Origin of the sequence: Pseudomonas caspiana, assembly GCF_002158995.1 — a bacterium.
GTDB classification, from domain to species: Bacteria; Pseudomonadota; Gammaproteobacteria; order Pseudomonadales; family Pseudomonadaceae; genus Aquipseudomonas; species Aquipseudomonas caspiana.
Map to the genome: position 1 here is coordinate 359,444 of NZ_LOHF01000002.1, position 22,289 is coordinate 381,732.

Genomic DNA, 22,289 nt, shown 5'->3' on the forward strand with positions numbered 1-22,289 from the left:
CGCGCCCCACATGACCGTGATCAAGCAAGACGACCTGATTCAGAGCGTAGCCGACGCCCTGCAATTTATCTCCTACTACCATCCGGTAGATTTCATTCAGGCCATGCACGAAGCCTATCTGCGCGAAGAGTCGCCTGCTGCCCGTGATTCGATGGCGCAAATTTTGATCAACTCGCGCATGTGCGCGACCGGTCATCGCCCAATCTGTCAGGACACCGGCATCGTCACGGTATTCGTGCGCGTCGGCATGGATGTGCGTTGGGACGGGGCCACCATGGGCCTGGACGACATGATCAACGAAGGTGTGCGCCGCGCATACAACCTGCCGGAAAACGTTCTGCGCGCTTCGATCCTGGCCGACCCGGCAGGTGCTCGCAAAAACACCAAGGACAACACCCCGGCTGTTATCCATTACTCCATCGTCCCGGGTAACACCGTGGAAGTGGACGTGGCTGCCAAAGGTGGTGGTTCGGAAAACAAATCGAAGATGGCGATGCTCAACCCGTCCGACTCGATCGTCGACTGGGTCCTGAAAACCGTGCCAACCATGGGTGCTGGCTGGTGCCCGCCGGGCATGCTTGGCATTGGTATCGGCGGTACTGCCGAGAAAGCCGCGGTCATGGCCAAGGAAGTGTTGATGGAATCCATCGACATCCACGAGCTGAAAAAGCGCGGCCCATCCAACCGTATCGAAGAGATGCGTCTGGAGCTATTCGAGAAGGTCAACCAACTGGGCATCGGCGCCCAGGGCCTGGGCGGTCTGACCACCGTGCTCGACGTGAAAATCATGGACTACCCGACTCACGCCGCGTCGCTGCCGGTGTGCATGATTCCTAACTGTGCCGCCACGCGTCACGCGCATTTCGTACTTGATGGTTCCGGCCCGGCCTCGCTGGAAGCGCCACCGCTGGACGCCTACCCGGAAATCGTCTGGGAAGCCGGCCCGTCAGCGCGCCGCGTGAACCTCGACACTTTGACCCCGGAAGAAGTGCAGAGCTGGAAGCCGGGCGAAACCGTCCTGCTCAACGGCAAAATGCTCACCGGTCGCGATGCTGCGCACAAGCGTATGGTCGAGATGCTCAACAAAGGTGAAACCCTGCCGGTTGATCTGAAAGGTCGCTTCATCTACTACGTCGGCCCGGTTGATCCGGTGCGCGAAGAAGTGGTTGGCCCGGCTGGCCCTACCACGGCGACGCGGATGGACAAGTTCACCCGGCAGATCCTCGATCAGACCGGCCTGCTGGGCATGATCGGCAAGTCCGAACGCGGCCCAACGGCCATCGAAGCGATCAAGGACTACAAGGCTGTTTACCTGATGGCCGTGGGTGGCGCTGCCTACCTGGTGGCGCAGGCGATCAAGAAATCGAAAGTCGTGGCCTTTGCCGAACTGGGCATGGAAGCGATCTACGAGTTCGAGGTCAAGGACATGCCTGTCACGGTAGCCGTGGACAGCAAGGGCGAATCCGTCCACGTCACCGGCCCGCAGATCTGGCAGAAAAAGATCAGCGACAGCCTGGCGGTGGAAGTGCAGTAAGCACGTCGGCGTCAATAAAAAACCCGCAGAGATGCGGGTTTTTTATTGGAGTTTGAGAGCTATTGCAGGAGCTGCCGAAGGCTGCGAAGCATTCATGCTGATGCACCGCCATCGCAGCCTTCGGCAGCTCCTACAAGTCCAATTTTTACTGCGCGACAGCGCGCTGCCATAAACACAATCAAGCCTTCGAAAGCCGACTCACACTCGTAATCTGCCCACTCCAGATCATTTCGTAATGCGCGGTCTGAACAATCGACTTCACGTGCCTGGGCGTCATCAGTGCCCAGCAATGATTGCCCGGCGAGCGAACGGAGTTGTAGCGAAGGCCTGGGTACCCTTCCCGCTTGGCGGCGTGACCCAACTGGCGAGCATGGGAATAATCATCAGGATCGTAGATCGGGTCTGAAAGTGACAGCCCGGTAGCGTCTCGATTTGCCCCCTCGTTGAAGGTGCAAGACAGGCCACGAAACAGGAAACGCTCATAGTTGAGCCCTGCCACTCTCGACCAATAGTGATTCTGGTGATGCCGCACCTCAGCGATGGCGGTTTCCATCACATCGGCCAGATACAACACTCCGAAATCCCCCGAACTGAAACGCGAGCCCGCCGGATTGACGTGGGTGAACGGCCCTACCGCGTACGAACAGCCAGGAATACCAAATGGAATCTCGGCAACCGGGATCAACGCGATGCGCCCGATTTCATTCTGCAACCGAGGATTGGTCAGCGCCTGTAGCTGGTACAGCCCCTCAAACTCGGCAGCGTCGGCAACGTCGTCAAACAGATCAATGGGCGGAAATCTGGAATTAACCAATCGATACGCCCGCTGCTCTTGCTCAGCAAGGAGTGGCAGGCTGTCGAGCATCACCACTGTGCACCCCGAAGTGCGTCGACGCGGCGGAAGGTTTCATACAAAGAGACAAAGTCGCCCTGAGCCATGATGTCCAGCGGCTTGCGACCATTGAAGAACTCATTGTCGTTATCCATCGACGGGAAGCCGTAGACGTTGTCCGGGTTATCGAAGACCGTGCGCAACGCCGCATGAATATTCAGCACAAAGCTGATTCGCTGCATCTGGTCCATGTCCAGCCCGACTGACCATTCGGAGCCGGTCTGCTTGGCACGCGTGTAGGTGCTGCGGGAGATACGCAGAATCCGACACGCCTGTTCACTGGACGCATCCCACTTATCAAGAATACGCAACGCAGTGCGCAGGCCGGACACGCAGTGTTCTTTAGAGAGCGGCTGGAGTTGTGGGACTGCGGACATGCGAAGCACCTATTGCATCTGTAGAATCAAACATTACCAATTAGAGTCTACAGATGCAAATCGGTTTCTACGCCGTGCATCGCTCCCACTGGATCGCATCCACCCAGACAGAGGTGTGGCGTAAGTGATTCCCAGAATGGCCACAGCCCTGTGGGAGCCGAGCTTGCTCGCGATGAACGATAACGCGGAATACCTGCCACTGCGCTCGGCTTATCGCGGGCAAGCCCTGCTCCCACAGAACCTGCACAATCCCGTAGGAGTGGCTTTAGCCGCGAGGTCGTCGATACATTCGCAACATCTGCATTGCGAGGCATACCGCTCTCCCGGCTAAAGCCAGTCCTACGGTATGAGCAACAGCTCAGCCACGCCGATCCAGCAAGTTCACCACCAACCGATCAACCCATCCCCACAGCCGCTGTTTGACCCTGCTCCACAGTGGCCGGGCTTTCCAGTCGGCCAAGGTGATTTGCTTGCTCACGGCAAAGTCTTTTTCGAAGCTGGCAACCACGTCCCGCGTCAGGCCGACGTCGAGGGCTTCCAGGTTGGCTTCCAGGTTGAAGCGCAGGTTCCAGTGATCGAAATTGCACGAACCAATGCTGACCCAGTCATCGATCAAGACCATCTTCAAATGCAGAAAGCACGGCTGGTATTCAAAGATTTTGACGCCCGCACGCAGCAACCGCGGGTAATAGCGATGCCCGGCGTAACGCACTGAAGGGTGATCGGTGCGCGGCCCGGTAAGGAGCAAACGCACATCAATGCCTTGGGACGCTGCCTTGCGCAATGAACGGCGGACTTTCCAGGTTGGCAAAAAATAAGGCGTCGCCAGCCAGATGCGTTTGTGGCCGCTGTTCAGCGCCCGCACCAAGGACTGCAGAATGTCACGGTGCTGGCGGGAATCCGCATAGGCAACACGGCCCAATCCGTGACCTGAAACAGGAACCTTGGGCAGCCGTGGCAAACCGAAATTCTCCGCAGGGCGCCATGCTGTGCGACGCGGGTTGGCGTGAAACTGGCGATCAAACAACGCCTGCCAGTCGATGACCAGCGGCCCGGTGATTTCCACCATCACTTCATGCCACTCGCTGACCTCCTCGGCAGGCTGCCAGAATTCATCGGTGACGCCCGTACCGCCAACCACTGCGAGCTTCTTATCCACCAGCAGCAATTTGCGATGGTCGCGGTAAAAGTTGCGCACACCGCGCCGCCAGTTAATGCGGTTGTAGAACCGCAGGATCACGCCCGCATCAGTCAGTCGCTTGCGCAGCCCCAAGGTAAAAGCCTGGGAGCCGAAGTCATCAAACAGGCAGCGCACGATCACGCCGCGTTGAGCCGCATCCACCAAGGCGCGCACGACCGCATCAGCACACGCGCCTGCCTCGACCAGATAAAGCTCCAGCTCGACTTGCTGCTGAGCGCCGTCAATGGCGGCGATCATGCGCGGGAAGAACGCTGGGCCGTCGATCAACAGTTGAAACTGGTTGTTTTCACGCCACGGAAAAATCGCCCCGGCCATATCAGCGCGCCGTGAAAATCAAAACAGCACCCACCGGCACCGCGAGGCTGACGGCCGACAAGCCAGCCGCATTGCGCAGGGTCGTGAAGCCGGGCACCAGATCGAAATCCTGCGCATTCACCACCAACGGCTCAAGGGTCACGACCTGAAAACGTCGTTCATCAAGACGCGTGGCGAGCAGTTCGGCTCGATAGCTGTGGGATTTGCCATGCAGTTGCACCACCAGCGGCAGGCGCAATTCCAGCTGCGCACCGGGAGCCAGATCATTGATCGGTCCCAAATCCAGCTGAGCATTGATTTTCGCTCTGGGGAATTTATCGATGTTGAAGACTTGCTCGCGAATGCGCTCATCACGCAGGGCGATGCCGGTGCTGACCGACTCCAGCTCGACTTCAAGCTCAGCCGCGCCTTTACGATCAACTTTCCCGTGCAAGGTCAAAAAGCGATGCACTTCAGCAATGTTGGCGTTTTTAGTCGAGGTGAACGACAGCCTCGAGGATTCGTTATCCAGATACCAGTTCGCCTGAGCGGGCAACGCTGTCAGCGCCAGCAAGGCCAGCAGCAGGCGGGTTGTGATGGGCATGCAAACTCCAGATGCGCATTAAGGGGCAACCGTACCGCCTGTCTGACCGCAGGCGAACTGCTACGTTCGCATCCGGTTTTTCATGGCGCTGACGGTAGCAAGCGACAGCCTTGTCGCTCGCCCTGCCAAGTGGCCACATTACTGCGGCCAAGACCTTCGGCAGTTACCCGTTTATTCGCCGCGTCGTCGAGCAAGCTGCTCGGTACGTACTGTTTGACGTAGCCACGGCAATACTCGGCGGAATTAAGCATGACGTAGCGACAGGAGCAATACTCTTTGGCGGTATAAGCGCTAATGATGCTCGGGAACGCTGCCAATGCGACTCGGTTTTGCCAAACCAGCACGCCCAGTGCCACCAGTATCAGTAGCAGCAGACTGCTGAATGGGCGACGGCGAATAAAACCTTTGGTCATGGGTTTCCCCTCATTGAAAGGCATTTTCTGTTTACTGCTTGACGACGGCTGGCTTCTCTTTACCAAACGCCGCCATGGCCAGTTTTAGAAGCTGATCGTGAGAGTAACTACCATCCCGATCATCGGCATAACGCACGATCACCAGCCCGGCACTGGGCACCACATACAACGCCTGCCCCCAATGGCCCAGCGCCGCAAAGGTGTCGGCGGGCGCATCGGGCCATGGGCCTTTGTTGCCGTTTGCGGTGCGATTGAGCCACCACTGGCCGCCAGAAACTTCGGCGTCGGGTTGTGAATTGGCAAAGGGCGTCAGAACAAAGTCGATCCAGGTTTCAGGCACTAACTGCTGGCCATTCCACAATCCTCGACGTTGCATCAGCAAGCCGATGCGGGCCAGATCCCGTGCGGTCATGTAGGCATAGGAAGAACCGACAAAAGTGCCACTGGCGTCGGCTTCCCAGGTAGCGCTGCTAATGCCCAGCGGCTCGAACAACGCCGACCACGGGTACTCCGTGTAGGCCTTTTCCCCGACCATGCCTTTCAACGCCGCAGACAGGACGTTGCTGTCGCCACTGGAATACAGGAACGACGTACCCGGTGGATGAGCGCCGCGATGCTCGGCCGTAAAGCGCGCCATGTCGTCCCGGCCACGGGTGTAAAGCATGGCGACCACCGAGGAATTGAGCGGGGCGTATTCGTAGTCTTCCTGCCAATCCAGCCCGGAGGTCCACTGCATCAGATGCTTGATCTTGATATCGGGATGAGAGCGCAACGGTGGATAGAATTTTGCGGCGGGATAATCCAGCGCAAAACGCCCCTCTCCGAATGCTACGCCCAGCACCGTTGCCATGATGCTTTTACTGATTGACCAGGTCAGATGCGGCGTCTGGGCCGTGGTCACTCCGCCATAGCGTTCGTAAAGCACCTGACCGTCGCGCATCACCAATAAGGCGTCAGTGCGAATGCCTTCTCGGGTTTCGTCGTTGCGGGTCGCGAAGGCGTAATTCTCAAAGTCCTGGAGCGCGTCGGCGTTCGCGTTGACAGCAAATAGCAGAAACAACCAGGCGAATCGCATGGGGTGTATCTCGAATGTGGACCGCCGGACTGTAGCAGTGAGTTGTGACGAATATTCAGACAGAGCAGATTTCCTGGTAGGAGCCAACTTGTTGGCGAGGGGGTTTTACCCGGTGAGTCAGGTCTGACGCCTCGCGAACAAGTTCGCTCCTACCGAGGCATCCTGCACCCCGTCACACAACCATCACCAAACCTTCATGGTCATGACATCGCCTCTCCTTAGCCTGAGTTTGTACAGCAGCGCCAGGCCATTACAGCCAACGCCCGCACTTGCAGGGCAGGCTAACGGAGACTTCGCATGACTCAGATCGCCCGCATTCGCGACACAGCATCCGACCGCCGCCTTCAGGCAGAACGTCTGACCGGCAGCAAAGCCTTGCAGGAAGCACAGGCCCTGCGTTTCAGTGTGTTCAGTGGTGAGTTCAACGCCAAACTCAAAGGCGCTGACCAAGGCCTGGATATGGACGATTACGATGTGCACTGCTCGCACATAGGCGTGCGTGACCTGAATACCGGCAAGCTGGTCGCGACCACGCGCCTGCTGGACCACAAGGCTGCCAACAGCATCGGCCGCTTCTACAGCGAAGAAGAGTTTGCCCTGCATGGCCTTGGCCATCTGCAAGGTCCGATCCTTGAATTGGGCCGTACCTGCGTTGACCCGGATTACCGCAACGGCGGCACCATCGCCGTGCTGTGGAGCGAGTTGGCCGAGATCCTCAATGAAGGTGCCTACAGCTACCTGATGGGTTGCGCGAGCATCCCGATGCAGGACGGCGGCATTCAGGCCCACGCCATCATGCAGCGCTTGCGCGAGCGTTATCTGTGCAACCAGAACCTGCGCGCCGAGCCGAAAAACCCGCTACCAGCCCTGGATCTGCCCAGCAACGTGATCTGCGAAATGCCGCCGCTGCTCAAAGCCTACATGCGCCTGGGTGCGAAGATTTGCGGCGAGCCATGCTGGGACGAAGATTTCCAGGTCGCTGACGTATTCATCCTGCTCAAACGTGACGAGCTGTGCCCGCGTTACGCCCGCCATTTCAAGGCAGCAGTGTAATGAGCCGGTTACGTGGCTACGCCCGAGTCGCACGGGTATTGCTGGTGATTGCGCTGGGGCTGACCATCGCCGGCACGTTCGCCTGCATGGAACGCATGAAGATCGGCAACTCAATGGCCCGTCGTCAGCGCTGGAGCCGTTGGTTCATGGCGCGTCTGACAGCTGCGCTGCCGTTTCGCGTGACCGTCAGCGGCGAGCTGCCACGTCAGCCGATGCTGTGGGTCAGCAATCACGTGTCCTGGACCGACATTCCGCTGCTGGGCATGTTGGCCCCGCTGTCGTTTCTGTCCAAGGCCGAAGTACGCACCTGGCCCGTCGCGGGTTGGCTGGCCCTGAAAGCCGGCACGCTGTTCATCCGTCGCGGTTCGGGTGACAGCAAGCTGATTCAGAAGCAGATGGGCAATCACCTGCAGCAAAACAACGCGCTGGTGATTTTCCCCGAAGGCACCACCACAGACGGCACCAGCTTGCGCACCTTTCATGGTCGCTTGATGTCGAGCGCGATTGATAGCGGCGTGTTGCTGCAACCAGTGGCGATCCACTATTCGCGCAATGGCAAACCGGACCCTATCGCGCCCTTCATTGGCGATGATGATCTGCTGTCGCACTTGCGCCGCCTGTTCGCCAACGAACAAGGCGATGTGCATATCCGGCTGCTGACGCCGATTGCGACCGAGGGCAAGGAACGCGCAGTGTTGGCGTATGAGGCACAACAGGCGGTGCAGATCGCGCTGTTTGGCGAGCCGCCCGTCGTTGCCGAGCCTTTGGTTACTAAAGAAGCCGAAGCAGTGCCAGACGCTCAGACCGCCGAGACCCCACGCTCAGCAAGAGCGGCCTGAGAGAAATCCTGCAAGATCGGATAGAACTCGGCGAAGTCCGCGCTCAAGGGTTGGTAGAGACCGTGCAATTCCTGCATGGCACCTCCTAACCCTTGCGGCCGTGACAAGCGACGCGAAATCCCCGCCAGCACCTGCTCCAGCACCGCAAACTCCTGATATGAACCCAGCCAGTCATGCGCAGCCATGTGCGGTGCGATCCGCGCCAGTCGCTCAGGCAACTCTGGCTCTGCGGCCAACACGCCATAGACCTTGCGCGTGAATACCGCCAGCGGCACATCGGCGTAATGCGTCCAGTCCCGGGCCAGGCAATGATCAAAAAACACGTCCAGCACAATGCCCGCGTAGCGTCGCCGCTCGGCAGGAAAGCGTGCAATGGCTTGTTTGATCAGCGGGTGACTGTCGGTGAATGCATCGATGCTGCGATGCAACTGGATCGCCTGCGCCAACTCGTCCGGAAAGCGCCCAGCGACAGGCCCTTTGACGAAATCGCCATACAGGCTACCGAGGAGTTGTGCCGGGCGTTGGCCGCCCAGATGCAGGTGTGCGAGATAGTTCATGGCGCCCAGCCTACGCCGAATTGCGCCTCCCGCCTATATCGATATAACCCGATATAGCGTTTTTCACTATTCTCAGCAGAAAATCATATTTGTATATCGCGAAATACAAATATAAAGTTCGCCCCATCGCGATATAGCGTTAAACCCATATTGAGAACGACATGCCTATCGACCTCGACGAAATAATAAAAGCCCTGGCCCACCCTGTTCGCCGGGAGATTCTTGTCTGGCTCAAGGACCCGCAAAGTTGTTTTCCGGACCAGACCCACTCGACGGAAAACGGCGTTTGCGCGGGCCAGATCGATCAGCGCGCCGGGCTTTCGCAATCCACGGTCTCTGCTCACCTGGCAACCCTGCAACGCGCTGGCCTGATCACCAGTAAGAAGGTCGGGCAATGGAGCTTCTTCAAGCGTAACGAAGAGGTAATTTCCGCCTTTGTCGATGCGCTGCTGCTGGAGCTACGTCCGCCGTCCTGAATCTATTTCGATCGAAAAATTCCCCGTAGGGGCTGCCGAAGGCTGCGAAAGCTTTCTGTCTGAAACACCGAGGATCGCAGCCTTCGGCAGCGCCTACAGGACCACTTACCCCTTTACTGACAGGAGACGCCCAGTGCCTCTTTCACTGTTTATTCTGGCGCTCAGCGCCTTCGCAATCGGGACGACCGAGTTCGTCATCATGGGCTTGCTGCCCGAAGTCGCCGCCGATCTAGGCGTATCGATCCCCGGCGCAGGCTGGCTGGTAACCGGCTATGCCTTGGGCGTCGCGATCGGTGCGCCGTTCATGGCCATGGCCACCGCTAAATTGCCGCGCAAGGCTGCTTTGGTCACGCTGATGGGCATCTTTATCGTCGGTAATCTGCTGTGCGCCATCGCCGCGGATTACAACGTGCTGATGTTCGCCCGAGTGGTCACCGCGCTGTGCCACGGTGCATTTTTCGGCATTGGTTCTGTGGTTGCTGCCGGTCTGGTGCCCGCCAACCGTCGCGCTTCCGCCGTTGCCCTGATGTTCACCGGTCTGACCCTCGCCAACGTGCTCGGCGTGCCACTGGGCACTGCATTGGGCCAATACGCGGGCTGGCGATCGACTTTCTGGGCCGTCACCGTCATCGGTGTGATCGCATTGATCGGCCTGATGCGCTTCCTGCCAACCAACCGCGAAGAGCTGAAGCTCGACATGCGCGCCGAACTTGCCTCGCTCAAAGGCGCAGGCATCTGGCTGTCGTTGAGCATGACCGCGTTGTTCTCGGCTTCGATGTTCACTCTGTTCACTTACGTCGCGCCACTGCTGGGCGAAGTGACCGGTGTATCACCAAACGGCATTACCTGGACGCTGCTGCTGATCGGCCTGGGCCTGACCGTGGGCAACGTAATCGGCGGCAAGCTGGCTGACCATCGTCTGGCCGCGACGCTGATTGGCGTCTTCGTTGCCATGGCCGTGATCTCCACCGCCTTGAGCTGGACCAGTGTCGCGCTGATCCCGACCGAGATCACCTTGTTCCTCTGGGCCACGGCCGCATTCGCCGCCGTGCCTGCCTTGCAGATCAACGTGGTGACCTTCGGCAAGGCTGCGCCGAATCTGGTATCGACCCTGAACATCGGTGCCTTCAACGTCGGCAACGCACTGGGTGCATGGGTCGGTGGCAGCGTTATCGCTCACGGCCTGGGCCTGACCAGCGTGCCATTGGCCGCTGGCGCACTGGCTGTACTCGCGCTGATCGTGACCTTGATTACTTTTCGCCAGGGCGGCAACGCCGATCTGGCCCCTGCTATCAACTGATCAATTCAAGAGGTTTCACGCATGACAACTATCTTTGACCCGATCACCCTGGGCGATCTGCAACTCGCCAACCGCATCGTCATGGCACCATTGACCCGCTGCCGTGCGGATGAAGGCCGTGTACCGAACGCGATGATGGCCGAGTATTACGTACAACGTGCATCGGCAGGCCTGATCATCAGCGAAGCCACTTCAGTCACGCCAATGGGCGTTGGCTATCCGGATACTCCAGGCATTTGGTCCAACGATCAGGTGCGTGGCTGGAGCAACATCACCAAGGCCGTTCACGGCGCAGGTGGCAAGATCGTTCTGCAACTGTGGCACGTCGGGCGCATTTCCCACCCTTCATATCTGAACGGTGAAACCCCGGTCGCGCCAAGCGCCATCAAGCCTGAAGGCCATGTCAGCCTGGTTCGTCCGCTGTCTGATTACGTCACACCACGTGCGCTGGAACTGGCAGAAATCGCTGACGTTGTAGAGGCCTATCGCACCGGGGCGGAAAACGCCAAGGCAGCTGGTTTTGATGGCGTGGAAATCCACGGAGCCAACGGTTACCTGCTGGATCAGTTCCTGCAAAGCAGCACCAACCAGCGTACCGATCAATATGGCGGCTCTCTGGAAAACCGTGCACGTCTGATGCTCGAAGTAGTCGATGCGGCGATTGACGTGTGGGGCGCAGGTCGTGTGGGCCTGCATCTGGCACCGCGCGCTGACTCCCATGACATGGGCGACGACAATCTGGCCGAGACTTTCGGCTACGTGGCAGCAGAAATGGGTAAACGTGGCATCGCATTCATCTGCTCACGCGAGCGCGAGGCTGGCGACAGCATTGGTCCGCAGCTGAAAAAGGCGTTCGGCGGCGCGTACATCGCCAACGAGAAATTCACCAAGGACAGCGCCAATGCCTGGCTGGCCAACGGTTCAGCCGATGCAGTGGCGTTCGGCGTGCCGTTCATTGCCAACCCGGATCTGCCAGCGCGTTTGAAGCAAGATGCGCCGTTGAACACTCCGCATCCAGAAACGTTCTACGGCAAAGGGCCAGTGGGTTATATCGATTACCCGGCGCTGTAATACATCTGTAGGAGGCAACCTGTTGGCGAGGCTTTGGACCTGAACACTCAGGAAGATCGCCTCGCGAACAAGTTCGCTCCTACCGGGGGATATGACTATTACCGGCGCGCATTCACCTGCTGCGACAAGTTCTGAATCTGGCTCTGCAAGGTGTTGATATTGCGGGTCATCTGCGCACGGAAAGCGTCGAACTCAGCGGTGTTACTACTGGCAGCGGCTGGCGCCGGACGGTTTTCCTGCTCGCTTTTAAGCACGATCAAATCCTGCTCAAGACGCTCAATGGCCGCTGTAGGATTGCCCTGTTTCTTCAGTGCAGCGACATCCGCATTGAGGCTTTTCAACTGAGTGTCGACTTTATCCAGATCGCCCTGAGCCGCTTTGTGATCCGCAATGGAAGCCTTCACTGCCGCCAACTCGGTAGTGACGGTTTTGAGCTGTTCCTGCAACTGTGTATTGCTCGTTTGGAGCTGCGTCGCCTGTGTCGTGATCTGCTCCAGACGCTGCTGCAACTGGGTCTGCTGTCCGGTTGCACCTTCCTGCTGTTTGTCCTGATCAGCCAACTGGTCTTCGATCAGCTTGATGCGTTGCTTGAGCGCCACCCCGTCGACTGCCACCGACTCAGTCGCAACCACTTTGCCGGAAATATCCTGCAAACGACCGGCTGCTTCTTCGCTAATGCGTGCGAAGCTTTCCTGGGTCGCCACCAATTGCTGCTCCATCAGCGATATCTGCTGAAAGCTCCACCAACCCAAGCCACAGAACGCAATGAACAACGCGCCCACCAGGGCCCAGAGAGGCCCGGTGCTTGGCCCTTTGACTTTCACCACAGGCGTATCGCGGGAGTACACCGTTGTGCGTTTGCGTGCCGCAGTCGTCGGCACGAAATCGTCGTCATCGTCCTTGGCGCTGAGATTCGGAACGTCATCGACGTCGTCGTAAGGATCGTTACGCATGAGTAACCCTGTGTAAAACCATGATGAAAACTGCTCGAAGTTCGCGAGTATAACCGCTGATACCGCAGGCTAAAGCGCTCACCTGCCTTGTTGCGTTTGCCACCAATCGCAAAACTCGTCCAATGCCGACCAAAGGCTGACTTGCGGGTCGTAGTCCAGATAATGCCGGGCACTGCTGATATCCAGCGTGAAATCCTTGCTCATGACCTGCATGCCTAACCGCGACAACGTCGGTTCCGGCCTGCCCGGCCAAAGCATGCACGCCGCCTCATTGATCGCGGCCACTGAATAAGCCAGCCCGTACGAACGATAACGCGTGACCTGCGGCAACTGCATGCGACGCATCACGTAATTCACCGCATCCCAAAGCGGCACCGGCGTTCCATTGCTGATGTTGTAGGCCCTGCCCAGTGCCGATCTGTCAGCAAGCAGACTGCTGATCAACGCCTGGTTGAGGTTATGCACGCTGGTGAAGTCCACCTTGTTCAAACCATTGCCGACAATCGACAGACGCTTCTTGCGCTGCATGTGCAGCAGCCGCGGAAAGAGGCTGCTGTCGCCCGCCCCGGTCACGAAACGCGGGCGCAAGGCGATGACTTCCAGACCAAACTCTTGCGCACCGAACACTTTCTGCTCAGCCAGATACTTGCTGGCTGCATAGTGACTCTTGAATCGCTTGGGAACGCGCTCTTCGTTGATGTCCAGGTGTGAAGCGCCATCAAAATAGATTGAAGGCGACGACAAATGGACCAGTCTTCTAACCCTTTGTTTCAGACAGGCCTCAACGACGTTCTCAGTGACCTGCACGTTACCCTGCAAGAAATCCTGCTTGCGCCCCCAGACACCCACTGAACCTGCGCAATGCACAACAGCGTCAACGTCGTCGCACAGCTCTCGAACCAGATCAGGGTCGATCAAGTCGCCCTGAATGAATTCAGCGCCACGCTTGACCAGATGCGCGACACCTTCGGCACGTCGGCCATTGACCCGCACGCTGAAACCCTGCTCCAGGGCGAACCGCGCAAAGCGCCCGCCAATAAAGCCGCTTGCGCCGGTGACCAGAATCTTCATTTACCGCTCCGTTAGAATTTCGTTTTGCGCTTGCTGAACAATGTATTGCCACCTGATTGATGGTGATACTTGTAGGAGCTGCCGAAGGCTGCGAAAGCATCTGTCCTGACACACTGCCATTTGTAGCCTTCGGCAACTCCTGCAAAAGCACTAATTGACGCTCACTTCGTCTGCAGCGGCACCAGCCACTGCCCCGCCTGCTGCGCCAAATGCTCTGTCAGTCGGGTCAACAATTGCCCGCCATTGCGCCAATGATGCCAGTACAGAGGCACGTCTACCGGTTTGTCTGCCGCCAGCTCGACCAGCGAACCGTTTTGCAATTGCTCGCGCACCTGTATTTCCGGAACCAGCCCCCAGGCAACTCCGGCCTCGGTCATGCGCAAGAAGCCTTCGGAGGATGGGCACACGTGATGCTCAAACCCACCTTCGATCCCCAGCGACGCCAGATAGCGATGCTGCAGAAAATCATCCGGGCCGAACACTAACGCCGGGACGCGGGAGAGTTTTTTTGCATCGAAACTTTCGGAAAAATGGCGCGCAATAAAGGCCGGGCTGGCGAGACCACGATAGCGCATCGCTCCCAACAACAGACTGCGCGCGCCGGCAACCGGCCGTTCACTGGCACACAAGCACGCGGCAACGTCGCCAGCGCGCATGCGCTTGAGGCCAACATCCTGATCTTCGACGACCAGGTCCAGCAACAAATTGTTCTGCGCGCAGAAGTCCCCAATCGCATCCGCCCACCATGTCGCCAGACTGTCGGCATTCAATGCGATACGCAGACGCTCAGGCATGCCCTCTTCGTCCAGCGCGGGCACCTGACTTTGCAGATCACGCTCCAGCAGCCGCACTTGCTGCACATGGTTGAGCAGACGACGACCAATGTCAGTAGGGCTCGGCGGCGTGGCGCGCACCAGGACCGGCTGACCTACGCGCGCCTCAAGCAGTTTGATCCGTTGAGATACCGCAGACTGGGACAAACCCAATACTTGCGCAGCGCGTTCAAAACCCGCCTGTTCTATCACCGCTGCCAGCGCTGAAAGCAGTTTGTAGTCGAACATCAGTTTTCCTAATGAGCGATCAGTAAGATTGGTTTTTCTTATACAGCGTCCCCGCCCACAATCGCCAGATAAACCTGTCGGCAGGCCTGTCGAACAGGCAGGTGGTTCAATGCGCGGAGCATATTTTCATGTGGCAAAGTTATCTCAACGGCCTGCTGGTGGCGGGCGGTCTGATCATGGCGATCGGTACTCAGAATGCGTTTGTTCTGGCGCAAAGTCTGCGTCGTGAACACCATTTGCCAGTGGCATTAGTGTGCATTGTCTGCGATGCGATTCTGATTGCAGCCGGTGTATTTGGTCTGGCCAATCTGCTGGCGCAAAACCCGACATTGCTGGCGGTTGCTCGCTGGGGCGGCGTAGTGTTTTTGCTCTGGTACGGCAGCCTTGCATTGCGCCGGGCCTGCTCCAGTCAGAGCCTGCAGAAAAGTGAATTGGTTGGTCTGCGCTCTCGCCGGGCGGTCCTGCTCAGCGCCTTGGCGGTCACGTTGCTCAACCCCCATGTTTATCTTGATACGGTATTGCTGGTCGGCTCTCTTGGTGCTCAGCAAAGTGTGCCGCAGGCTTATGTAGTGGGCGCAGCCAGCGCGTCACTGTTGTGGTTCAGCACCCTGGCACTCGGCGCGGCGTGGCTGGCCCCATGGCTGGCACGCCCGACCACCTGGCGGTTGCTGGACCTGATGGTCGCGGTGATGATGTTCAGCGTCGCGGTGCAGTTGATCAGAGCTGCGTAAATCAGAACACTTAATACAAAAATCTGTGGGAGCCGAGCTTGCTCGCGATAAACGACAACACGGTTTGCCTGCGAGCGGCGACACATGCATCGCGTGCAAGCACCGCTCCCACAAGGTCGTGTTTGCAGCGCAACAGCGCGGTGTCAAAGAAACAAAGCGATCTTACTCAGGAGATCGTTCCCATTAGTCAAAACCTCTGGAACCTCTATCCCACACAGTTGTTGCGTGGTTAACGTGCAGACCCGGTGCTATGATCCTGACCCTGCGCCGCAAAGAGTACAAACTCGCCGGTGCATGTTCTGTCTGGCCGCCCGTGATCGGCCTTGCGCTCACCGCAACTGACCTGATTAGGAGATAAACCATGGCTTTTGAATTGCCGCCGCTGCCGTACGCCAAAGATGCTCTGGTACCGCACATTTCCGCAGAGACACTGGAATATCACCACGACAAGCACCACAACACCTACGTGGTGAACCTGAACAACCTGGTGCCAGGCACCGAGTTCGAAGGCAAAACCCTGGAAGAAATCATCAAGACTTCTTCGGGTGGCATTTTCAATAACGCCGCTCAAGTCTGGAACCACACGTTCTACTGGAACTGCCTGGCACCAAACGCTGGCGGTGAACCTACTGGCGCACTGGCCGACGCTATCAACGCGGCTTTCGGCTCGTTCGACAAGTTTAAAGAAGAATTCAGCAAAACCTCTATCGGCACTTTCGGTTCCGGCTGGGGCTGGCTGGTGAAAAAATCTGACGGTTCCCTGGCTCTGGCCAGCACCATCGGCGCAGGCAACCCGATCACCAGCGGCGACATCCCGCTGCTGACCTGCGATGTATGGGAACACGCCTACTACATCGACTACCGCAACCTGCGTCCGAAGTACGTTGAAGCATTCTGGAACCTGGTCAACTGGGACTTCGTAGCGAAGCAATTCGCTGCCTGATTTCAGATCCAGTCAAAAAACCCGGCATTGCCGGGTTTTTTTTCGTCGATGAAATGTGCTTAATGTGTTGTCAGCAGACGATAGCGGACTAATATCATTCGCTGGAGTTTTTACGATTCCGTTCAAGTTTCAAAGGTTTTTGTCCGACACAGTGAGAATGCCTGACTTTACGATAAGTCAGGACGGAGCAAGGAAGCAGGTGACGAGGAGCAAAATCGCGGTGAGCGATCTCGTTCTGGTTTGACTGTTTTTTGATGGTTGCAAAGGCTTGACGCACCCAGCACGGATTAAGGAATAGCCATTTGAAGCTGGAACTCAAAAACAGCCTGTCTGTAAAACTGCTACGCGTAGTGCTGCTCTCGGCATTGGTCGTGGGCGTCGTGTTGAGTTGTGCGCAGATCGTCTACGACGCTTATAAGACTCGACAGGCCGTAGCCAGCGATGCTGAGCGAATTCTTGATATGTTTCGTGACCCGTCGACTCAGGCTGTGTATAGCCTGGACCGGGAAATGGGCATGCAGGTTATCGAGGGTCTGTTTCAGGACAACGCTGTGCGGCTGGCCTCTATCGGCCATCCGAATGAAACCTTGCTCGCCGAAAAAGAGCGCCCCTTGAAATCCACCTCGACGCGCTGGCTGACCGACCTGATCCTCGGCGAGCAGCGTAGCTTTACCACGCAACTGGTTGGCCGCAGCCCTTACAGCGAGTACTACGGTGACTTGCGCATTACGATGGATACAGCCACTTACGGCGAAGGATTCATCATTAATGCCGTGATTATTTTTATCTCCGGAGTACTGCGCGCACTGGCGATGGGACTGGTGTTGTACCTGGTCTATCACTGGCTGCTGACCAAGCCGCTGTCGCGCATCATCGAACACCTCACCAACATCAACCCCGATCGTCCCAGCGAACACCAGTTACCGCTGCTCAAAGGCCATGAGAAAAACGAGCTGGGCATCTGGGTCAACACTGCCAACCAGTTGCTGGCCTCCATAGAACGCAATACCCATTTGCGTCACGAAGCTGAAATCAGCCTGCTGCGCATGGCCCAGTACGATTTTCTGACCGGCCTGCCCAACCGCCAACAGTTGCAACAGCAACTGGACAAGATTCTGATCGACGCCGGCCGTCTTCAACGCCGGGTTGCGGTGCTGTGTGTCGGACTGGATGATTTCAAAGGCATCAACGAGCAATTCAGCTACCAGACCGGCGACCAATTATTGTTGGCACTGGCTGATCGCCTGCGCGGCCACAGTGGTCGGCTCGGCGCCTTGGCACGTTTGGGTGGCGACCAGTTCGCGCTGGTTCAAGCCGATATCGAACAACCTTACGAAGCTGCAGAGCTGGCGCAGAACATCCTTGATGATCTAGAGGCGCCATTTGCGCTTGGCGATCAGGAAATTCGCCTGCGCGCTACCATTGGCATCACGCTGTTCCCGGAAGACGGTGACAGCACTGAAAAGCTGCTGCAAAAAGCCGAGCAGACCATGACGCTGGCCAAGTCTCGCTCGCGCAACCGCTATCAGTTTTATATCGCCAGTGTGGACAGTGAAATGCGTCGCCGCCGGGAGCTGGAAAAAGACCTGCGCGAAGCCCTGCCCCGCAACCAGTTGTTTCTGGTTTACCAACCGCAGATCAGCTATCGCGAGAACCGCGTAGTGGGTGTTGAAGCCCTGATCCGCTGGCAGCATCCCGAACACGGCATGGTTCCCCCTGATCAGTTCATCCCCTTGGCAGAACAGAACGGCTCGATTATCGCCATTGGCGAGTGGGTGCTGGATCAGGCTTGCCGCCAGCTGCGCGAATGGCATGATCAGGGATTCACTGACTTGCGCATGGCGGTCAACCTGTCGACCGTCCAGTTGCACCACTCGGAATTGCCGAGGGTGGTCAATAACCTGATGCAGATTTACCGCCTGCCGCCCCGTAGCCTGGAGCTGGAAGTCACCGAAACCGGCTTGATGGAAGACATCACTACCGCAGCGCAGCATCTGCTCAGCTTGCGACGCTCCGGCGCGCTGATTGCCATTGACGACTTCGGCACCGGCTATTCGTCGCTCAGCTACCTGAAGAGCTTGCCTCTCGACAAGATCAAGATCGACAAGAGCTTCGTACAGGACCTGATTGATGATGACGACGACGCAACCATCGTACGCGCCATCATTCAATTGGGGAAAAGCCTGGGCATGCAGGTCATCGCCGAAGGCGTGGAAACCGTCGAGCAAGAGGCTTACATCATTTCGGAAGGCTGCCACGAAGGTCAGGGTTATCTTTACAGCAAACCGCTACCAGGCCGGGAGCTGCTGGCCTATCTGAAACAGGCACAGCGCAGTAACGCGGAGGTTTTATAAGTTAAGGCTGCATATGTTGCTGCCTGTGGGAGCCGGGCTCGCCCGCGATAAGAACAACCTGATTTATCTCTCGCACCGCATTGCCTGCATCGCGAGCAAGCTCTGCTCCCACAGAGCGCGAAGTAGCCGCCGTTATCAAGAAGCGCTGTCAAAGAATCCCCATGAATCAGCCTTGTGAATGACACGCTTTGTTACAACCCTTCCCCTGCTCATCTTTCCTCAAAGGCAATAGGCCTTTACACCGAATGCAAATCTTTCGCATTATGTTGCAGCTTTTTTTGGGCGCTTCGCGCCTTGAACCCTCTAGACGCAGGATTCCGTCATGATTCGTATGCCATTGGCAACCGCTAGTCTGCTGGCCATCGCAATTTCCCTCGCCGGTTGCGGCGACGAGAAAAAAGCCGCTGCACCAGCCCCCGCTTCTGCACCGGCTCCAGCACCTGCTGCTGCACCCGCACCTGAAGCGGCTGCTCCGGCACCGGCTGCGCAATCCAATGACGCTGCTGCCAAGGCGGTAGTCGCCAACTACGCGAACATGGTTTACGCCGTATTCAGTGACGCCGAATCCACCGCGAAAACTCTGCAGACTGCAATCAACGAATTTCTCGCTACCCCTAATGACAAAACCCTCAAAGCTGCTCGTGATGCCTGGGTCGCTGCGCGCGTGCCTTACATGCAAAGCGAAGTGTTCCGCTTCGGCAACACCATCATCGACGACTGGGAAGGACAGGTTAACGCCTGGCCCCTGGACGAAGGCCTGATCGACTACGTCGCCAAAGACTACCAGCACGCGCTGGGTAACCCGGGTGCAACCGCCAACATCATCGCCAACACCGAAGTACAGGTCGGCGAAGACAAAGTCGACGTCAAGGAAATCACTCCTGAGAAACTGGCCAGCCTGAACGAGCTGGGCGGTTCCGAAGCCAACGTTGCGACCGGCTACCACGCCATTGAATTCCTGCTCTGGGGTCAAGACCTGCACGGTAACGGTCCTGGCGCGGGTGAGCGTCCAGCCTCGGATTACATCGAAGGCGCAGGCGGCACTGGCGGCCACAACGACCGTCGTCGCGCTTACCTGACCGCCGTGACCGACTTGCTGGTCAGCGATCTGGAAGAAATGGTCAACAACTGGAAGCCAGGTGTTGCCGACAACTATCGCGCCAGCCTGGAAGCCGAAACCGGCGAAAGCGGCCTGCGCAAAATGCTCTTCGGCATGGGCAGCCTGTCTCTCGGTGAGCTGGCTGGCGAGCGCATGAAAGTGGCACTGGAAGCCAACTCCAGCGAAGACGAGCACGACTGCTTCAGCGACAACACCCACAACTCGCACTTCTACAACGGCAAAGGCATCCGCAACGTTTACCTGGGCGAATACACCCGCATAGACGGTACCAAAGTCAGCGGACCAAGCCTGTCGTCGCTGGTCGCCAAAGCCGACCCAGCCACCGACGCTACCCTGCGCGCCGACCTGGACGCCACTCAGGCCAAACTGCAAGCCCTCGTCGATCAAGCCAACAAAGGTCAGCATTTCGACCAGTTGATCGCCGCTGGTAACACCGAGGGCAACCAGATCGTTCGTGACGCCATCGCCGCCCTGGTCAAGCAAACCGGTGCCATCGAGCAAGCCGCTGGCAAGCTCGGCATCACCGACCTGAACCCGGACAACGCCGATCACGAATTCTGATCGACGAGGTTTGGGCGTTTGCTGATGAACGCCTCGAACGGATGAACTAAAAATGCCGGTCGGCTTTGCTGACCGGCATTTTTTTTATCGCTGTTGATTGTCTCTGAAAGCTAACGGGAGCGGGATACCAAGTCGTACCGGGCCGGAGTCCCCATTGTCGACCTGGACGTATGGGAATACTGTGTGGGAAACCGAAACGGGACACACCATCAATGTACGAGACAACAAAGTGGCCACTGACGCTCTATTTTGACGGCGAATGCCCACTCTGCGCTCGAGAAATCAAAATCCTGCGCGCACGCGCTAATCCTGATCGGCTTTGTTTTGTTGATATCAGTGATGATGCTTTCGATACCGGATCTGTGGGATTCACGCTTGCGCAAATGGAGTCATCGCTGCACGCAAGGTTTAACGATGGCACTTGGGTCACTGGCCTGGACGCTACGCTCTGGAGTTGGAGAGCGGCGGGCCTGGGTGTCTGGGCTGCGCCGTTATCATGGCGGTTGACCAGGCCGCTATTCAACATTGGCTATCGTCTCTTTTGCCGCTGGCGCCCGCATTTGGCGTGGCTGCCTCATCCTGATGGCGGAGCTCGCTGCCGGAACGACACCTGTGCAGTTCCAGAAACCGACCGGTCACCGCCTGATAAAAGTTAGGCGTTTCGCTCAATCTTCGAAGAGGCCCGGTCTGGCTCGAACTCAGAGAGCGACACCATCTGGATGGCGGCTCTCAGTTCACCTTTGACTACCGGCTCGCGATTGATCCAGTAGATGCGCACAAGCCCATCGTGCGTAAAAAGTATGAGAACTTACCCTGCGATTTTGTGACAAACACATCGTGTAGCAGCCTGGCTGTGCAGCACTACCGGTATGCTGTTGAAACGAATGAACTGAACATACCAGCTGGCTTCGCTGACTGGCAGTTTTCTATCGCTGTTGCTTGTCATTGAAGCCCGTTGGAGAGGGACAATTCTGCGTCTGTTGTAAGCCCTTGCCCAAACGCACTTTTCAATCTTGTGCCCCCTCTTCCCTCCCCAATATGCGTGCCTTTTTTTAAGCGGTTGAGCAAGAACTGGCTCGATGACATCTCTCGAATACGGCCCGGACGACCTGTCGTGGTCGCAAAATTGCTAGCGACTCTTACGTGACGAAGCTGCGGGCTTATTATTGATGCATTACAGCCTCGGGAGGGGTTTACAAGACAAGAACTGGTCGGGGCTATATTTTGCAAAATGATATACATATGTACCGCACAAACTTATCCGAGACGCTGTTAGCTGAAAAGAATGGAATCCAAAGTTAGCTAAATCTAAAGGATAAGCGCATGCCCCAGAACACCGTAACCTTACCACCTCTTATCATCACACCAGCCCCGCCACCGCCTAAGCCTGCAGCAACTTTCCCAGGAGTGATATCAGCCAGACCACTGCCATGGAATGGCAAGTTACCGTCTAATTCTGAGTTTGACTCATTTTTCAGCCAGAAAGGAATCAAGACGGAACGCTTTACCATGGCAGTTGTAATAACTATTGCCGTCATACAAAGGAATATCGAACAGTCTTACACAGCCTATCGATTGCAATTGCCGGGAGACATTAACTCAGAAATTGCTACCGCATTAGGCTCTGATTTTACTTCGACACTTGATAGGGCAAGGGCTGAAAAGGCGATTGTGGACAGCCTGATTACACACAACACCGCAGAACTGAAAAAAAGTACTGCCGCAGCTCATGCCTTTTTCGGAAGAAATGTGCTCGCAAGAGACATAAAAAAAGCGCGGTAGATTTCGTAAATATCTTTCAATCGAGAT

22 protein-coding genes are annotated in these 22,289 nt (G+C 57.3%); 12 read left to right on the forward strand and 10 right to left on the reverse strand.

Translation table 11 applies throughout. The features are described from left to right. The first annotated feature begins 10 nt into the window (after window positions 1-10). Complete coding sequence (locus AUC60_RS04020; RefSeq protein WP_087264796.1) at window positions 11-1,534, forward strand: fumarate hydratase; 1,524 nt, start codon at window positions 11-13, stop codon at window positions 1,532-1,534. 178 nt (window positions 1,535-1,712) lie between these two features. Here AUC60_RS04020 and AUC60_RS04025 read toward each other — a convergent pair whose 3' ends face one another. From AUC60_RS04025 to AUC60_RS04050, 6 genes are all read right to left on the reverse strand, one after another. Further along, window positions 1,713-2,399 carry an RES family NAD+ phosphorylase gene (locus AUC60_RS04025; RefSeq protein WP_087264797.1) on the reverse strand — a complete coding sequence of 229 codons (687 nt, stop codon included), beginning with the start codon at window positions 2,397-2,399 and terminating at the stop codon, window positions 1,713-1,715. Then, window positions 2,399-2,803: an antitoxin Xre-like helix-turn-helix domain-containing protein gene (locus AUC60_RS04030; RefSeq protein WP_087264798.1), complete on the reverse strand. Its 405-nt coding sequence runs from the start codon at window positions 2,801-2,803 to the stop codon at window positions 2,399-2,401. The genes AUC60_RS04025 and AUC60_RS04030 overlap by 1 nt, the downstream gene beginning before the upstream one ends. Window positions 2,804-3,161: 358 nt before the next feature. Next, window positions 3,162-4,319, reverse strand: a complete 1,158-nt coding sequence (locus AUC60_RS04035) for a phospholipase D-like domain-containing protein (protein WP_087264799.1) — start codon at window positions 4,317-4,319, stop codon at window positions 3,162-3,164. A gap of 1 nt (window position 4,320) precedes the next feature. Further along, window positions 4,321-4,902, reverse strand: a complete 582-nt coding sequence (locus AUC60_RS04040; protein WP_087264800.1) for a YceI family protein — start codon at window positions 4,900-4,902, stop codon at window positions 4,321-4,323. A gap of 80 nt (window positions 4,903-4,982) precedes the next feature. Further along, on the reverse strand, window positions 4,983-5,315 hold the full coding sequence (locus AUC60_RS04045) for an amidase (protein ID WP_087264801.1): 333 nt from the start codon (window positions 5,313-5,315) through the stop codon (window positions 4,983-4,985). 31 nt (window positions 5,316-5,346) lie between these two features. Continuing rightward, a complete protein-coding gene (locus tag AUC60_RS04050) occupies window positions 5,347-6,390 on the reverse strand; it encodes a serine hydrolase domain-containing protein (protein ID WP_087264802.1) in 1,044 nt (347 codons plus the stop codon). Window positions 6,391-6,687: 297 nt separating this feature from the next. Here AUC60_RS04050 and olsB point away from each other — a divergent pair, with 297 nt between their 5' ends. Next, window positions 6,688-7,443, forward strand: a complete 756-nt coding sequence (olsB, locus tag AUC60_RS04055) for an L-ornithine N(alpha)-acyltransferase (protein WP_087264803.1) — start codon at window positions 6,688-6,690, stop codon at window positions 7,441-7,443. After that, window positions 7,443-8,282, forward strand: a complete 840-nt coding sequence (locus tag AUC60_RS04060; RefSeq protein WP_087264804.1) for a lysophospholipid acyltransferase family protein — start codon at window positions 7,443-7,445, stop codon at window positions 8,280-8,282. Before olsB ends, AUC60_RS04060 begins: the two co-directional genes overlap by 1 nt. Here the strand turns inward: AUC60_RS04060 and AUC60_RS04065 are convergent. Next, a complete protein-coding gene (locus tag AUC60_RS04065; RefSeq protein ID WP_087264805.1) occupies window positions 8,243-8,839 on the reverse strand; it encodes an acyl carrier protein phosphodiesterase in 597 nt (198 codons plus the stop codon). The two genes, AUC60_RS04060 and AUC60_RS04065, sit on opposite strands and share 40 nt — an antisense overlap. A gap of 161 nt (window positions 8,840-9,000) precedes the next feature. On the opposite strand from AUC60_RS04065, the gene AUC60_RS04070 reads away from it, so the two are divergent. The 3 genes from AUC60_RS04070 (at window position 9,001) to AUC60_RS04080 (ending at window position 11,686) form a co-directional block, all read left to right on the forward strand. Further along, entirely contained in the window at window positions 9,001-9,315 is a 315-nt protein-coding gene (locus AUC60_RS04070) for an ArsR/SmtB family transcription factor (protein WP_087264806.1), read from the forward strand. Window positions 9,316-9,448: 133 nt separating this feature from the next. After that, on the forward strand, window positions 9,449-10,615 hold the full coding sequence (locus AUC60_RS04075) for an MFS transporter (RefSeq protein WP_087264807.1): 1,167 nt from the start codon (window positions 9,449-9,451) through the stop codon (window positions 10,613-10,615). 21 nt (window positions 10,616-10,636) lie between these two features. After that, entirely contained in the window at window positions 10,637-11,686 is a 1,050-nt protein-coding gene (locus AUC60_RS04080; protein ID WP_087264808.1) for an alkene reductase, read from the forward strand. 98 nt (window positions 11,687-11,784) lie between these two features. Here the strand turns inward: AUC60_RS04080 and AUC60_RS04085 are convergent, their stop codons facing one another. The 3 genes from AUC60_RS04085 to AUC60_RS04095 all read right to left on the reverse strand — a co-directional run bounded on the left by AUC60_RS04085 (window position 11,785) and on the right by AUC60_RS04095 (window position 14,771). Beyond that, window positions 11,785-12,639: an ATPase gene (locus tag AUC60_RS04085; protein WP_087264809.1), complete on the reverse strand. Its 855-nt coding sequence runs from the start codon at window positions 12,637-12,639 to the stop codon at window positions 11,785-11,787. Between the two features lie 78 nt (window positions 12,640-12,717). Continuing rightward, a complete protein-coding gene (locus AUC60_RS04090) occupies window positions 12,718-13,710 on the reverse strand; it encodes an NAD-dependent epimerase/dehydratase family protein (RefSeq protein WP_087264810.1) in 993 nt (330 codons plus the stop codon). A 161-nt stretch (window positions 13,711-13,871) separates the two neighbouring features. Beyond that, a complete protein-coding gene (locus tag AUC60_RS04095) occupies window positions 13,872-14,771 on the reverse strand; it encodes a LysR family transcriptional regulator ArgP (RefSeq protein ID WP_087264811.1) in 900 nt (299 codons plus the stop codon). Window positions 14,772-14,899: 128 nt separating this feature from the next. Between AUC60_RS04095 and AUC60_RS04100 the strand changes: the two genes are divergently transcribed. The 6 genes from AUC60_RS04100 to AUC60_RS28320 all read left to right on the forward strand — a co-directional run bounded on the left by AUC60_RS04100 (window position 14,900) and on the right by AUC60_RS28320 (window position 22,262). Continuing rightward, window positions 14,900-15,502 carry a LysE/ArgO family amino acid transporter gene (locus AUC60_RS04100; protein ID WP_087264812.1) on the forward strand — a complete coding sequence of 201 codons (603 nt, stop codon included), beginning with the start codon at window positions 14,900-14,902 and terminating at the stop codon, window positions 15,500-15,502. A 361-nt stretch (window positions 15,503-15,863) separates the two neighbouring features. Continuing rightward, window positions 15,864-16,445, forward strand: a complete 582-nt coding sequence (gene sodB, locus AUC60_RS04105; RefSeq protein ID WP_087264813.1) for a superoxide dismutase [Fe] — start codon at window positions 15,864-15,866, stop codon at window positions 16,443-16,445. 302 nt (window positions 16,446-16,747) lie between these two features. After that, entirely contained in the window at window positions 16,748-18,799 is a 2,052-nt protein-coding gene (locus tag AUC60_RS04110; protein ID WP_087264814.1) for a putative bifunctional diguanylate cyclase/phosphodiesterase, read from the forward strand. Window positions 18,800-19,121: 322 nt separating this feature from the next. Next, on the forward strand, window positions 19,122-20,480 hold the full coding sequence (locus AUC60_RS04115) for an imelysin family protein (protein ID WP_087264815.1): 1,359 nt from the start codon (window positions 19,122-19,124) through the stop codon (window positions 20,478-20,480). Window positions 20,481-20,692: 212 nt separating this feature from the next. Beyond that, the gene (locus AUC60_RS04120; protein WP_087264816.1) at window positions 20,693-21,136 is read left to right on the forward strand and encodes a thiol-disulfide oxidoreductase DCC family protein; all 444 of its coding nucleotides are present in this window, start codon (window positions 20,693-20,695) and stop codon (window positions 21,134-21,136) included. 667 nt (window positions 21,137-21,803) lie between these two features. After that, entirely contained in the window at window positions 21,804-22,262 is a 459-nt protein-coding gene (locus AUC60_RS28320; protein WP_338014011.1) for a hypothetical protein, read from the forward strand. Window positions 22,263-22,289 lie beyond the last annotated feature (27 nt).

Coding starts and splice junctions, on each gene's coding strand:
- AUC60_RS04020 (WP_087264796.1), top strand. CDS start 11: ATGACCGTGATCAAGCAAGACGACCTGATTCAGAGCGTAGCCGACGCC.
- AUC60_RS04025 (WP_087264797.1), bottom strand. CDS start 2,399: ATGCTCGACAGCCTGCCACTCCTTGCTGAGCAAGAGCAGCGGGCGTAT.
- AUC60_RS04030 (WP_087264798.1), bottom strand. CDS start 2,803: ATGTCCGCAGTCCCACAACTCCAGCCGCTCTCTAAAGAACACTGCGTG.
- AUC60_RS04035 (WP_087264799.1), bottom strand. CDS start 4,319: ATGGCCGGGGCGATTTTTCCGTGGCGTGAAAACAACCAGTTTCAACTG.
- AUC60_RS04040 (WP_087264800.1), bottom strand. CDS start 4,902: ATGCCCATCACAACCCGCCTGCTGCTGGCCTTGCTGGCGCTGACAGCG.
- AUC60_RS04045 (WP_087264801.1), bottom strand. CDS start 5,315: ATGACCAAAGGTTTTATTCGCCGTCGCCCATTCAGCAGTCTGCTGCTA.
- AUC60_RS04050 (WP_087264802.1), bottom strand. CDS start 6,390: ATGCGATTCGCCTGGTTGTTTCTGCTATTTGCTGTCAACGCGAACGCC.
- olsB (WP_087264803.1), top strand. CDS start 6,688: ATGACTCAGATCGCCCGCATTCGCGACACAGCATCCGACCGCCGCCTT.
- AUC60_RS04060 (WP_087264804.1), top strand. CDS start 7,443: ATGAGCCGGTTACGTGGCTACGCCCGAGTCGCACGGGTATTGCTGGTG.
- AUC60_RS04065 (WP_087264805.1), bottom strand. CDS start 8,839: ATGAACTATCTCGCACACCTGCATCTGGGCGGCCAACGCCCGGCACAA.
- AUC60_RS04070 (WP_087264806.1), top strand. CDS start 9,001: ATGCCTATCGACCTCGACGAAATAATAAAAGCCCTGGCCCACCCTGTT.
- AUC60_RS04080 (WP_087264808.1), top strand. CDS start 10,637: ATGACAACTATCTTTGACCCGATCACCCTGGGCGATCTGCAACTCGCC.
- AUC60_RS04085 (WP_087264809.1), bottom strand. CDS start 12,639: ATGCGTAACGATCCTTACGACGACGTCGATGACGTTCCGAATCTCAGC.
- AUC60_RS04090 (WP_087264810.1), bottom strand. CDS start 13,710: ATGAAGATTCTGGTCACCGGCGCAAGCGGCTTTATTGGCGGGCGCTTT.
- AUC60_RS04095 (WP_087264811.1), bottom strand. CDS start 14,771: ATGTTCGACTACAAACTGCTTTCAGCGCTGGCAGCGGTGATAGAACAG.
- AUC60_RS04100 (WP_087264812.1), top strand. CDS start 14,900: ATGTGGCAAAGTTATCTCAACGGCCTGCTGGTGGCGGGCGGTCTGATC.
- sodB (WP_087264813.1), top strand. CDS start 15,864: ATGGCTTTTGAATTGCCGCCGCTGCCGTACGCCAAAGATGCTCTGGTA.
- AUC60_RS04115 (WP_087264815.1), top strand. CDS start 19,122: ATGATTCGTATGCCATTGGCAACCGCTAGTCTGCTGGCCATCGCAATT.
- AUC60_RS04120 (WP_087264816.1), top strand. CDS start 20,693: ATGTACGAGACAACAAAGTGGCCACTGACGCTCTATTTTGACGGCGAA.
- AUC60_RS28320 (WP_338014011.1), top strand. CDS start 21,804: ATGCCCCAGAACACCGTAACCTTACCACCTCTTATCATCACACCAGCC.